The following is an 11,395-nucleotide window of genomic DNA, read 5'->3' as shown; positions in this document are numbered from 1 at the left end:
GGTGGAGCGAGCGACTGGAACACTGTGGGAGCGAGCCTGCTCGCGATGACGCCAGTCCAGACAATGGAAAACTAACCCGCCAACAACCAGGCCCAGTCGCCGCCGAAGCAGCCCCATCAACCTCCCACAGGGGGAGCGAACGACTGGAACACTGTGGGAGCGAGCCTGTCGCGATGACGTCAGTACAGACGATGGAAAACTAACCCGCCAGCAACCAAGCTCCAGTGGCCGCCGAAGCCGCGCCCATCAACCTCACCACCGGCGCAGCCGCCTGCGGCAACACCCGCACCATCACATAACCTGCCCCATGCAACGCCGCCGTAGCCGCCACAAACCCGGCCGCATACGTCCACGGGCTCGACATGTCCGGCAATTCCAGGCCATGGGCGACACCGTGAAACAGCGCAAACAACGCCGTCGCGGCCACCGCCAGGCTCAACGGCGGACGCACCGCCAGCGCCACCGCCAGCCCAAGGGCCAACACGGACGCCGCGATCCCGCCTTCCAGCGCCGGCAGGTTCAACCCTTCAAAGCCCAGCACGCCGCCCAGCAGCATGGTGCCGACGAAGGTGCACGGCAGCGCCCAGCGCGACGCGCCTTTCTGTTGCGCCGCCCACAGGCCCACCGCCAGCATCGCCAGCAAATGGTCGAGTCCGCCGATCGGATGGCTGATGCCGGCGATCAGGCCGTTGTCGCCATGGCCCGGGTGGGCGAAGGCGAGGGCCGGGGTCAGCAGCAGGGCCAGGGCGCCGAGAATGCGTTTTAGTGTCATGGATAAGCTTCCTTGTTGATAAGTGGTGCTCAGGCGGCGGTCAGCAGGCCCTGGCGTTCGATGAAGGCGATGATTTCTTCCAGGCCCTGGCCGGTTTTCTGGTTGCTGAAGACGAACGGCTTGCCGTTGCGCATGCGCGTGGTGTCGCTGTCCATGAGGGTCAGGGAAGCGCCCACCAGCGGCGCCAGGTCGATCTTGTTGATCACCAGCAGATCGGATTTGCAGATGCCCGGGCCGCCCTTGCGCGGCAGCTTGTCGCCGGCGGACACGTCGATCACATAGATGGTCAGGTCGGACAACTCCGGACTGAAGGTCGCCGACAGGTTGTCGCCGCCGGACTCCACCAGGATCAGGTCCAGCCCGGGAAAGCGCCGGTTCAGTTGATCCACGGCTTCGAGATTGATTGAGGCGTCTTCGCGGATCGCCGTGTGCGGGCAGCCGCCGGTTTCCACGCCGATGATGCGTTCCGGCGCCAGGGCCTGGTTGCGCACCAGAAAGTCGGCGTCTTCACGGGTGTAAATGTCGTTGGTCACCACGGCCAGGTTGTAGCGCTCGCGCAGGGCCAGGCACAGGGCCAGGGTCAGGGCGGTCTTGCCGGAGCCGACCGGGCCGCCGATGCCGACGCGCAGGGGTTGTGTGTTCATGGGGTTCTCCAGACAGGGGACTTATGAGCGAAACAGGCGGCTGTACTGGCGCTCGTGGGCCATGCACGCCAAAGACAGGCCGAAAACGGCGCTGCCCATGTGTTCGGGTTTGATAACGCTTGCGTTGAGTTGGGCCTGTTGCAGCAGCGGCAGCAATTCACTGGTCAGGCGCTGGGCGGCCTGCTGGCCCAGTGGCAGGGTTTTCATCAGCACTGCCAGCTGGTTTTCCAGCCAGCTCCAAAGCCACGCGGCCAGCGCGTCCTGCGGGCTGATTCGCCAGGCACGGGCCGCCAAGGCCCAGCCCAGCGCCAGGTGCGGCTCCGGGCGTTGCGCGAGAAAGGCGCGTGCGGCGGAATCCAGTTCCGGCAAGCCGTTGAGCAGTTGTTGCAGGGAATAGCCCATCTGCCGGCTCTCCAGGTGCAGCTCACGGGTTTCCCGGCTGGCGCGGTGTTCCTCGCAGCGTTGCAGCAGTTCGCTCCAGTTTTCTTCCTGGGCGGCCACGCAATGGGCCAGCAGCAGCGGAGCCTCGAAACGGGCGAGGTTGAGCAGCAACTGATCGCTGATCCAGCGCCGCGCGCTGTCGGTGTCGTGGACGCGACCGTTCTCCACCGCCATTTCCAGCCCCTGGGAGTAGCTGTAGCCGCCAATCGGCAATTGCGGACTGGCCAGACGCAACAGCGCCCAGGCCGGGTTCACAGGCGCACGCCGAACTGGTGCAGCTTGGGCGGATAGTTGAAGTCTTCATCGCCATGGCGTGAATGATGGTGGCCGCCGCCATAGGCACCGTGCTCCGGCTGGAACGGTGCTTCGACGGATTCGGCGCTGGCGCCCAGCTGTTCGAGCATGGCCTTGAGCACGTAATCGTCGAGCAGGCGCAACCAGCCATCGCCCACTTGCAGGGCGACATGGCGATTGCCCAGGTGATAGGCGGCGCGGGTCAGTTCAAAGGCATTGGCGCAGGTGACGTGCAGCAGTTGTTCGGGACGGGCGCAGACGCGGACGATGCGCCCGTCTTCGGCCTGCAGGCACTCGCCGTCATACAGCGGCGACTGACCACGCTCCAAAAACAACCCGACGTCTTCGCCCTCGGCACTGAAACAGCGCAAACGGCTTTTGCTCCGCGCTTCGAAGTTCAAGTGCAACTCGGCGGCCCAGACGGGTTGAGGGTCGATTCTGCGGTGAATCACCAGCATCGGAAAGCTTCCAGCAATGGACGATGCAAGGGCTAGAGCAAGGGGCGCGCCAATCGGCGGGAGGTGTAGGAAATGGCCGTCGGAAGCGTGGGAAGGCGCTCAAAGTACCGTGGGTTTTGTGCGGAGTTGGTGCGAGTCTTTTCCCGTGCGCACCAAGTTGATGCGATTGCGGTCTTTTTGTGGGAGCGAGCCTGCTCGCGATTGGTGCGGGTTAAGCGCACAGATGTTGAATGTGCATTCGCTATCGCGAGCAGGCTCGCTCCCACAAGGAATGGCGGCGCTGATTACTCGGTACTGCCGAGCCCTTGCCAGTGCTTCAACCCGATGAAGATAAAGCGCAACTGCTGGGTAATCTTCGCCTGCGGCGTCAGATGCTCAGGCAGCGCTTCGGCCGGCGGGTCGATGATGTCCGGCAAAGTGGCGAACACGCTTTTGACGATCAGATCAGCCATCACGCTCAGCCCGGCGATATCCAGGTGCTGCAGCTTGGGCATCAGCGACAGGTCGGCGGCAAGATCGGAGCTGATGTTTTCCCGCAGACGGCCAATGGCCAAACGAACGGGGAGTGAACCGCCGTACTGCTCGCGGGCCAGGAACAGGAACTGCGAGCGGTTGGCGCTGACCACGTCGAGAAAGATGCGCACTGACGCGTCGATGATCCCGCCCATGACGAACTCGTTATGGCGCACCAGGCGGATGGTTTCGCGGAAGGTCTGGCCGACCTCGCAGACCAGCGCCAGGCCCAGTTCGTCCATGTCGGCGAAATGCCGGTAGAAACCGGTCGGGACGATGCCGGCGGTTTTCGCCACTTCGCGAAGGCTCAGGCTGCCGAATCCGCGGCCACCTTCCATCAGGTGCCGGGCAGCGTCCATCAATGCGACGCGGGTTTGTTGTTTCTGTTCAGCGCGGGGCAGCATCGCTAAGGCGTTTCTTAAGAAAGGAGAGCGGCGCACTCTAGCAAATCGGCTTTGCCGGCGTCGAACAACGATAGGGAAAGGCGGGGAGGTAAGGCATCCAACGGCCGGGAAGACCGGAAAATCAAAAGCCCAATCCGGGGATTGGGCTTTTTTTCAAGGCGGCCATCAGGCTTAGCTCATCGAGCTGTTGCGTTCGATCACACGGTCACCACCACCTTCGGCCAGGGTTTGGCCAGGAGTGCGGTCGGAACCGTCAGCAGCCAGAGTTTGACCAGGGGTGCGGTCGGAACCGTCGGCGGCCAGAGTTTGACCAGGAGTGCGGTCGGAGCCGTCGGCAGCCAGAGTTTGACCAGGAGTGCGGTCAGAACCATCGGCGGCAACAGAACCTTTGGTCTGGTCGTAGCCGTCTTCAGTGATCAGATTTTTTTCTTTCAGGCGGTCGTTACCACCTTCAGCCAGAGTTTGGCCTGGAGTGCGATCGGAACCATCAGCGGCAACAGTCTGGCTGAACACCGAGTGGCTGTCTTTGACTTGCGGAGTAGCCTGTTCTGCAGCCGGCAGTGCGAAGGCAGTGCTGGCCAGCAGAGAAAGGGAAAGACTAAGCAGTAATTGGCGTTTCATGATCTGTGCTCCGTGACAGGGCGATAAAGTAGGGACGGTTAAATTGTTACCTCCGGGAAGTCGATATAAAAGTTCATAAACGCAATGTTAATAATCAACGGAATTGATTGTTCTCTGCGATGGCTCTAAACCGGGCCTTTCAGTCCGACGATTTTGCACCGGGGTGGGTATTTTCGACTCACTTGTGCCGCACAAAAGTGCGGGGCCGGTAACGTTGCAGGTGCCGGGCAGGGCAGAATTCGACCGGTCGATTGCACCAAAAGCGGCTTTCGATTAAACCTGCGCGCCGTTTTTCAGTCGTAGATTTCATAGCGGGCCGTTCGGGCCCTGCGTTTCTCATGGGCGTCTTGGTCGGGTCGCCCAGCCGTATCAGGAGTTCTGTGCAATGACGCGCACTCGTAAAATTCTCGCCTGGACCTTCAGCACCCTGGTCGTCGTACTGGCGGTGCTCGTGCTGTTTATCGTGTTCTTCGATTGGAACCGGATCAAACCGCCCCTCAACGCCAAGGTTTCCGAGGAACTGCACCGACCGTTCGCGATCAACGGCAACCTCTCGGTGGTCTGGCGTCGCGAGCTGGAAGAAGGCGGCTGGCGGGCCTGGGTGCCGTGGCCGCATGTGGTGGCCGAGGATTTGAGCCTGGGCAACCCGGACTGGTCGAAAGCGCCGAACATGGCCACGCTCAAGCGTGTGGAACTGCGCATCTCTCCATTGGCGCTGCTGGCGCAACGGGTGGTGATCCCGCGCATTGACCTGACCGAGCCCAATGCCGAGCTGCAACGCCTGGCGGACGGGCGCGCCAACTGGGTGTTCAAGTTCGACCCCAAAGACCCCAATGCCGAACCCTCACCCTGGGTGCTGGACATCGGCGCGATCGGCTTCGACAAGGGCCATGTCACTCTGGACGATCAGAACCTGAAGACCCAGCTCGATATCCTGATAGATCCATTGGGCAAACCCATTCCGTTCAGCGAGATCGTCGGCGACAAGGCCGCGAAAACCGCTCAGGAGAAGGGCGGTGCGCCACAGGACTACGCGTTTGGTCTGAAGGTCAAAGGCCAGTATCACGGCCAGAAACTGACGGGCCAGGGCAAGATCGGCGGCCTGTTGGCCCTGCAGGACTCGGCCCGACCATTTCCATTGCAGGCCCAGGTGAAGATCGCCGACACCAGCGTCGAACTGGCCGGCACCCTGACCGATCCGCTGAATCTCGGCGCCCTCGATCTGCGCCTGAAGCTGGCCGGCACCAGCCTGGGCAATCTCTACCCGCTAACCGGCGTGACCCTGCCGGACACCCCGCCTTACGCCACTGACGGTCACCTGATCGCCAAGCTGCATGAGCCGGGCGGCGCCGTGTTCCGCTATGAAGAGTTCAACGGCACCATCGGCTCCAGCGATATTCACGGCAACCTGAGCTATGTCGCCAGCCAGCCGCGGCCGAAGCTCAGCGGCGCGTTGCTGTCCAATCAACTGTTGTTCGCCGACCTCGCGCCGTTGATCGGTGCCGACTCCAACGCCAAGCAGAAGGCTCGCGGCGGCGAGAGCAAGCAACCGTCGGACAAGGTGCTGCCGGTGGAGGAGTTCAAGACCGAACGCTGGCGCGATATGGACGCCGACGTCGAGTTCACCGGCAAACGCATCGTCCACAGCGAAAAACTGCCTTTCAACGATCTGTATACCCACCTGGTCCTCACCGATGGCGTGCTCAGCCTCGAGCCGCTGCGTTTCGGCGTGGCAGGCGGCAAGCTGGATTCGCAGATTCGCCTCAATGGCCACACCGAGCCGCTGGAGGGCCACGCAAAACTCACGGCCCGGGGCTTCAAGCTCAAACAGCTGTTCCCGACTTTCGAGCCGATGAAAACCAGCTTCGGTGAGCTCAACGGCGATGCCGATATCACCGGACGCGGCAACTCGGTGGCCAAGCTGCTGGGCACCGCCAACGGCAATCTGAAGATGCTGATCAACGATGGCGCCATCAGTCGCGAGTTGATGGAGCTGGCTGGCTTGAACGTCGGAAACTACGTGGTGGGCCGGATCTTTGGCGACAAGGAAGTGAAGATCAATTGCGCTGCAGCCGACTTCGACATCAAGTCGGGCCTGGCCACCACGCGGTTGTTTGTTTTCGATACCGAGAACGCGATCATTTACGTCGACGGCACGGCCAACATGGCCACCGAGCAACTGGACCTGACCGTCACTCCGGAATCCAAGGGCTGGCGCCTGATTTCACTGCGTTCGCCGTTGTACGTGCGGGGCAAGTTCATCAAGCCCGATGCCGGGGTCAAAGCCGTGCCGTTGATGTTGCGCGGGGCGGGGATGGTGGCGCTGGGAGTGATCGCCGCACCGGCGGCGGGACTGCTGGCGCTGGTGGCGCCGAGTGGGGGAGAGCCGAATCAATGCGCGCCGCTGCTGGAGCAGATGAAGGCGGGCAAGGCGCCCAAAACCGTGAAGAACTGAAGCCTGAAACGAGATCCCCCGCAGAAGTCTGCGGGGGATCGGTAAAGGATTGAGTGGACATTTCAAACCACGGGGTTGGGTGTGATCACATGCACAAGGTCGTCGTGGATGTGATTACCGAGTTTTTTGATGACCGTAGCCCGCAGGGCGTTGTATTGGCGGGCATCCAGGGAACTGACCAGCATCCAGATATTGGGTTTGCCGTCCTTGATCGCATCGAGGACGGGGTGGTCGAGGATGTCGATGTTGATCCCCTGGGTGGTCTTGAATGCGATTTGCAGGGTGATGATGCTCGCGTTGCTGCGAACGATGGTCACCCGGGTGGTACCGGCAATCGTTGCCCTGGCTGTCGCACAACCCAGAGTTTCGTCGCAGGCAAAGGTGTTGGCCTGGAGTTTATCCACAACCCTCTGGGTGGCCGGCGAGTGAGTACCGGGCTTTTTCAGTATCGAAAAGGCTTTGCTCAAGGCGTCCTTTTCTTCTCTCGTTAAAGAGCTGCCAACACTTGATTCAATGATTTTCAGCAGGCTTTTACCGGAAAAGTCATGACGCTTGAATTCCCGGCTCTTGGTAATCCAGCCTATTTTACTGACGGTCTCGATAAAACCGGCCCACAACGAGTCCTGGGATTCCGAGTGCTTGGAGATGGCTGCAAGTTCACCAAGCAGACTGGAATTGAGAATGTCCTGCTTCAGAGTTTCAGTGTGCGTACCGCAGAAGACGGTGATGTTGCCGTTTACCAAGTAAATGTCGCAATTGGAGTTCGCCATAATGATATGTGCTCAAGAGGCATACTTGAATCGGACGTTTATCCGATTCAAGTATGGTGGACTTTAGAAGTCGGGGAGATCTGCAATAAACTTTTCGCCGGCTTCACTGAATTTTTGATAGAGCGGGCCACGCAAGCCAGCGAACACTTTGCCGTCCAGGTAAGTACGCACGGCCCCAGTCTTGATGGTGGTGGACTGTTTTGTGGACTTCCAGAACAGAATGCCCCGGGTACTTTCGCGTGCATCCAGTGAGATGCAGTTCAGGACCATGTTCGGCTGGTTGTGTTTATCGACCCAGACGGGGGCAATATCGAACTTGGCCTGCTGACCTATTTTGTTTTCGCGGTTGAAGATGTTGAGCGCGCGGTCATCCTTTTGGGTCGCCTCTACAGCCAACTTGCCGATTTTTTGCAGAACCTGCGCGCCCTCGGCGGTGACCAGTCCCTTGGCAATTTCCGCGGCGATCTGGTCTATCGTCAAGCCTACTCGGCGAATGGTGACCTCCTGCAGGTCGTGGCTCTGGATGACCCAACCCAGCTTTTTCAGACCATCAACATAGTATTTGTACCATTCGAATAGTTGATTGGGGTTCGGGTACTGTTTGGACGCTGCGTTCTGCATGACCAACTTGCAGAGATTGACGTCGTCAATGATTTCCTTGGAAACGCCTGGGAGGAATGCATCGATCGTGCTCGGCATTACACTGGCGGTGGGTTTGTCGATGTCGTGAAGTGGCGTGATCGACGTATTGCCTCCGAATGACCTCGGAGCAATAACATGAGGTAGCGGAACCAGGGAGTCGATAAATTCCAGTCGTTGATCAAGTTGCATGGGCGTATTCCTTTACATGTTTATGTTCACAACCACTGTGGTTGTGCTGGTCAGAATAAGTTCATTCGAAGAAAAGTCTACGCCCTGTTTGTAACTTCAAATATAAGTTCGTTATTCGAAGTTGGAAGTTTTAACTAATAAAAGTTCGCTGATTACATTCAGCGCAAGGCCTGCCCGGATAACTGCGCCTCTTCCTGCAACCACGCAAAAAACGCCTTCACCGGCGGATGCCGCTCCCGTCCCGGCACGCAAAGCGCGCTGTATCCGGCGCCATCCACCTGCACTTCGCCGCGATAGGGCACCAGCAGGCCGCTGGCGACGTTGTCCGACACCAGAATATTGCTCCCCAGCACCAGGCCCTGACCGGCAATCGCCGCTTGCAGGGCGTAATGCTCCTCGTCGTATTCGCGCATCGCGGGCCGGGCGCTCAGCCAGGTTTCGCCGGATTGTGCGCACCACGCCTCCCAGCCGTGGGCATAAAGTTTGGAGTTGTGCCAGCGCACGCTGATCAGCGTCGGCAGGCGAGTGGCGGCCTGGGCCACCTGCTGCGGCGAGCCGTAGACGCCGAAGGTTTCATCGAACAGGCACTGCCCGTACAGGTTCGGATAGTCATCCAGGCTGTAGCGCACCACCAGGTCGACGCTGGCGTCCTGATGCAGATCGATGACGTCGCAGTGGGTGTCCAGGCGCAGGCTGATGTTCGGATGGCGGGCATAGAAACGCCCCAGGCGCGGCACCAGCCACAGGGCGGCGAAGGCTGCGGTGGTGGAAATCGTCAGGCTGGTGCCGCTGCGTTGCGGGCGCAGGGTGTCGACGCTTTGCGCCACGTCGAGAAATGCGCCGTGCAGGCTGTGGAAAAGTCGCTCGCCGCCTTCGGTCAGGCGTACCTGGCGCGGCAGGCGCTCGAACAACTGCACACCCAACCAGGTTTCCAGCGAGCGAATCTGATGGGACACCGCCGTCGGGGTCACGGACAGTTCTTCCGCGGCAGCCTTGAAACTCAGCAGGCGCGAAGCCGATTCGAAGGCGCGCAGGGCAGTCAGCGGCAGTGAGGCAAACATGAAAACTCCATGGATGAAATGGATTCATCCTAACTGATTTCTGATCAGTTGTTGGGACGCGGCTGCGAGCTTCAAGCTGCGAGCCACAAGTGGTTCCAGTCTAGTCCTTGAGGAGATTCAGATGAGTAAGATTCTTGCGGTTCATGCCAGCCCACGGGGCGAACGGTCGCATTCGCGGCGCTTGGCGGAAGCGTTCTTGTCAGCGTTCCAGGCGCGCAATCCCCAGGCTTCGCTGACCCGCCGTGAAGTCGGGCGTGCGTTGATTCCGCCGGTCAACGAGGCGTTCGTGGCCGCGGCGTTTTATCCACAGCCCGAGGCGCGGCCGCTGTCGATGCAGGCGGATCTGGCCTTCAGCGACGAACTGGTCGGCGAGCTGCTGGGCCACGATCTGCTGGTGATCTCCACGCCCATGCACAACTTCAGCGTGCCCAGCGGCTTGAAGGCCTGGATCGATCAGATCGTGCGCATCGGCCTGACCTTCAACCACACCCTGGACAACGGCGTGGCCCAGTACGAGCCGCTGGTGCACGGCAAAAAGGCGCTGATCGTCACCAGCCGCGGCGGCTTCGGTTTCGGTCCGGGCGGTGAGCTGGAAGCCATGAACCATGCCGATCCATTGCTGCGTACGGCGCTGGGTTTCATCGGCATCACCGATGTCACGGTGGTCGCCGCCGAGGGCGAGGAGTCCGAGGCGCGCACGTTCGCGGTGTCCGCCGCCGAGGCTGAACAACGGCTGGTCGCACTGGCCAGGGAGTTCTAGATGGCCTGGCTGTTCTTGCTGATTGCCGCCGGCTTCGAAGTCACCTTCGCCATGGGCATGAAGTACGCCGAGGGTTTCACCCGTCTGTGGCCGTCGCTGATCACCGTGGTGGCGGCCGTGGGCGGGGTGTACTTCCTGACCCTGGCCATGCGCGAGTTGCCGGTGAGCATCGCTTACCCGATCTGGACCGCCATCGGTTCACTGGGCACGGTGTTTCTCGGCTTCGCGCTGCTCGGGGAAAGCCTCAGCGCGGTCAAATTGCTGTCGGTGGGGCTGATCGTGGCGGGCGTCGTGGGCTTGAAGTGAGGCGGATGGCCTAGACTGGTCGTCGAGTTGTCATCTTCGCTGGTGATGCTTGGCGCAGGTCATGCATCGCGCCTTGCTCCAGCCTTCGATCACAAGGAAGTCCGCCCATGTCGCACGGTTCGGCCACGCGTTACCCGCTGGTGCTGGTCCCGGGAATGCTCGGGTTTGTCCGGGTGCTGCTCTATCCGTACTGGTACGGGATCATCCCCGCATTGCGCCAGGATGGTGCGCGAGTGTTCGCGGTGCAGGTCTCGCCTGTGCATTCCAGCGAAGTGCGCGGCGAGCAACTGCTGGCGCGGATCGAGGAAATTCTGCGCGAGACCGGGGCCGAGAAGGTCAACCTGATCGGCCACAGCCAGGGTGCGCTGACGGCGCGTTATGCGGCGGCCAAACGACCGGACCGGGTGGCGTCGGTGACCTCGGTGGCGGGACCGAACCACGGTTCGGAACTTGCCGATTACCTGCACAACCACTATCCCCACGACAGCGTGCGAGGCCGGCTGCTGAGCTTTCTGATCCGGCTGATCGCGGCGCTGATGAGCCTGCTGGAAACCGGTTATCGCGGGCCGAAGCTGCCGGTGGATATTCACGCTTCCCATCATTCGCTCACCACTGAAGGGGTGGCGCTGTTCAATCAACGTTATCCACAGGGGCTGCCGCAGAGTTGGGGCGGGCATGGGCCGCCGGAGGTCAATGGCGTGCGCTATTACTCCTGGTCGGGCACCCTGCAACCGGGCAAGACCAACCGCGGGCTTAATCTGCTCGATGGCACCAACCGCAGTTGCCGGTTGTTCGCCAGGACCTTCGTGCGCGAAGCGGGGCATTGCGACGGGATGGTCGGGCGCTACAGCTCGCATCTGGGGACGGTGATTGGCGATGAGTACCCGCTGGACCATTTCGACATCGTCAACCAGTCGCTGGGGTTGGTGGGGAAGGGGGCGGAGCCGATTCGATTGTTTGTCGAGCATGGGGCCCGTTTGAAGGCGGCAGGGCTTTAGACCGCGTTATCGTTCTTCGCGAGCAAGCCCGCTCCCACATTGGACCGCGTTCCTCCAGACGAAACGC

At 61.0% G+C, this 11,395-nt stretch carries 13 protein-coding genes; 4 read left to right on the top strand and 9 right to left on the bottom strand.

Going from position 1 to position 11,395, the window contains the following annotated elements; translation table 11 throughout:
- Window positions 1-199 precede the first annotated feature (199 nt).
- The 6 genes from ACW9JE_RS23945 to ACW9JE_RS23920 form a co-directional block, all read right to left on the bottom strand.
- Complete coding sequence (locus ACW9JE_RS23945; RefSeq protein ID WP_457434151.1) at window positions 200-772, bottom strand: HupE/UreJ family protein; 573 nt, start codon at window positions 770-772, stop codon at window positions 200-202.
- A 29-nt stretch (window positions 773-801) separates the two neighbouring features.
- Complete coding sequence (gene ureG / locus ACW9JE_RS23940) at window positions 802-1,416, bottom strand: urease accessory protein UreG (protein ID WP_137807103.1); 615 nt, start codon at window positions 1,414-1,416, stop codon at window positions 802-804.
- A 21-nt stretch (window positions 1,417-1,437) separates the two neighbouring features.
- Window positions 1,438-2,112 (bottom strand): urease accessory protein UreF, encoded by a 675-nt coding sequence (locus ACW9JE_RS23935; protein WP_457434150.1) that lies wholly within the window; start codon window positions 2,110-2,112, stop codon window positions 1,438-1,440.
- On the bottom strand, window positions 2,109-2,609 hold the full coding sequence (gene ureE, locus ACW9JE_RS23930; RefSeq protein ID WP_224541199.1) for an urease accessory protein UreE: 501 nt from the start codon (window positions 2,607-2,609) through the stop codon (window positions 2,109-2,111). Before ureE ends, ACW9JE_RS23935 begins: the two co-directional genes overlap by 4 nt.
- A gap of 284 nt (window positions 2,610-2,893) precedes the next feature.
- Window positions 2,894-3,526: a TetR family transcriptional regulator gene (locus tag ACW9JE_RS23925; protein ID WP_224541197.1), complete on the bottom strand. Its 633-nt coding sequence runs from the start codon at window positions 3,524-3,526 to the stop codon at window positions 2,894-2,896.
- Between the two features lie 171 nt (window positions 3,527-3,697).
- Window positions 3,698-4,147, bottom strand: coding sequence for a hypothetical protein (locus tag ACW9JE_RS23920; RefSeq protein ID WP_224541195.1), 450 nt, complete (start codon window positions 4,145-4,147; stop codon window positions 3,698-3,700).
- Between the two features lie 385 nt (window positions 4,148-4,532).
- On the opposite strand from ACW9JE_RS23920, the gene ACW9JE_RS23915 reads away from it, so the two are divergent.
- A complete protein-coding gene (locus ACW9JE_RS23915; RefSeq protein WP_457434149.1) occupies window positions 4,533-6,602 on the top strand; it encodes an AsmA family protein in 2,070 nt (689 codons plus the stop codon).
- Between the two features lie 62 nt (window positions 6,603-6,664).
- Here the strand turns inward: ACW9JE_RS23915 and ACW9JE_RS23910 are convergent, their stop codons facing one another.
- The 3 genes from ACW9JE_RS23910 to ACW9JE_RS23900 form a co-directional block, all read right to left on the bottom strand.
- A complete protein-coding gene (locus ACW9JE_RS23910) occupies window positions 6,665-7,372 on the bottom strand; it encodes a hypothetical protein (protein WP_224541191.1) in 708 nt (235 codons plus the stop codon).
- 63 nt (window positions 7,373-7,435) lie between these two features.
- The gene (locus ACW9JE_RS23905) at window positions 7,436-8,203 is read right to left on the bottom strand and encodes a hypothetical protein (protein WP_224541189.1); all 768 of its coding nucleotides are present in this window, start codon (window positions 8,201-8,203) and stop codon (window positions 7,436-7,438) included.
- 158 nt (window positions 8,204-8,361) lie between these two features.
- Window positions 8,362-9,264, bottom strand: a complete 903-nt coding sequence (locus tag ACW9JE_RS23900) for a LysR substrate-binding domain-containing protein (protein WP_224541187.1) — start codon at window positions 9,262-9,264, stop codon at window positions 8,362-8,364.
- 121 nt (window positions 9,265-9,385) lie between these two features.
- On the opposite strand from ACW9JE_RS23900, the gene ACW9JE_RS23895 reads away from it, so the two are divergent.
- The 3 genes from ACW9JE_RS23895 (at window position 9,386) to ACW9JE_RS23885 (ending at window position 11,328) form a co-directional block, all read left to right on the top strand.
- Window positions 9,386-10,024: an FMN-dependent NADH-azoreductase gene (locus tag ACW9JE_RS23895; RefSeq protein WP_224541186.1), complete on the top strand. Its 639-nt coding sequence runs from the start codon at window positions 9,386-9,388 to the stop codon at window positions 10,022-10,024.
- On the top strand, window positions 10,025-10,330 hold the full coding sequence (locus ACW9JE_RS23890) for a DMT family transporter (RefSeq protein ID WP_095192092.1): 306 nt from the start codon (window positions 10,025-10,027) through the stop codon (window positions 10,328-10,330).
- A 107-nt stretch (window positions 10,331-10,437) separates the two neighbouring features.
- Window positions 10,438-11,328, top strand: a complete 891-nt coding sequence (locus tag ACW9JE_RS23885) for an esterase/lipase family protein (RefSeq protein ID WP_457434148.1) — start codon at window positions 10,438-10,440, stop codon at window positions 11,326-11,328.
- Window positions 11,329-11,395: the final 67 nt, after the last annotated feature.

Source organism: Pseudomonas sp. SDO55104_S430 (assembly GCF_054070595.1).
This window is presented reverse-complemented; position numbering and strand designations above follow the sequence as displayed.

What these genes read in the sequence shown, in the direction of transcription:
- ureE (WP_224541199.1), bottom strand. Translation starts at nt 2,609, where the DNA reads ATGCTGGTGATTCACCGCAGAATCGACCCTCAACCCGTCTGGGCCGCC.
- ACW9JE_RS23885 (WP_457434148.1), top strand. Translation starts at nt 10,438, where the DNA reads ATGTCGCACGGTTCGGCCACGCGTTACCCGCTGGTGCTGGTCCCGGGA.
- ACW9JE_RS23895 (WP_224541186.1), top strand. Translation starts at nt 9,386, where the DNA reads ATGAGTAAGATTCTTGCGGTTCATGCCAGCCCACGGGGCGAACGGTCG.
- ACW9JE_RS23920 (WP_224541195.1), bottom strand. Translation starts at nt 4,147, where the DNA reads ATGAAACGCCAATTACTGCTTAGTCTTTCCCTTTCTCTGCTGGCCAGC.
- ACW9JE_RS23945 (WP_457434151.1), bottom strand. Translation starts at nt 772, where the DNA reads ATGACACTAAAACGCATTCTCGGCGCCCTGGCCCTGCTGCTGACCCCG.
- ACW9JE_RS23890 (WP_095192092.1), top strand. Translation starts at nt 10,025, where the DNA reads ATGGCCTGGCTGTTCTTGCTGATTGCCGCCGGCTTCGAAGTCACCTTC.
- ACW9JE_RS23915 (WP_457434149.1), top strand. Translation starts at nt 4,533, where the DNA reads ATGACGCGCACTCGTAAAATTCTCGCCTGGACCTTCAGCACCCTGGTC.
- ACW9JE_RS23925 (WP_224541197.1), bottom strand. Translation starts at nt 3,526, where the DNA reads ATGCTGCCCCGCGCTGAACAGAAACAACAAACCCGCGTCGCATTGATG.
- ureG (WP_137807103.1), bottom strand. Translation starts at nt 1,416, where the DNA reads ATGAACACACAACCCCTGCGCGTCGGCATCGGCGGCCCGGTCGGCTCC.
- ACW9JE_RS23900 (WP_224541187.1), bottom strand. Translation starts at nt 9,264, where the DNA reads ATGTTTGCCTCACTGCCGCTGACTGCCCTGCGCGCCTTCGAATCGGCT.
- ACW9JE_RS23905 (WP_224541189.1), bottom strand. Translation starts at nt 8,203, where the DNA reads ATGCAACTTGATCAACGACTGGAATTTATCGACTCCCTGGTTCCGCTA.
- ACW9JE_RS23910 (WP_224541191.1), bottom strand. Translation starts at nt 7,372, where the DNA reads ATGGCGAACTCCAATTGCGACATTTACTTGGTAAACGGCAACATCACC.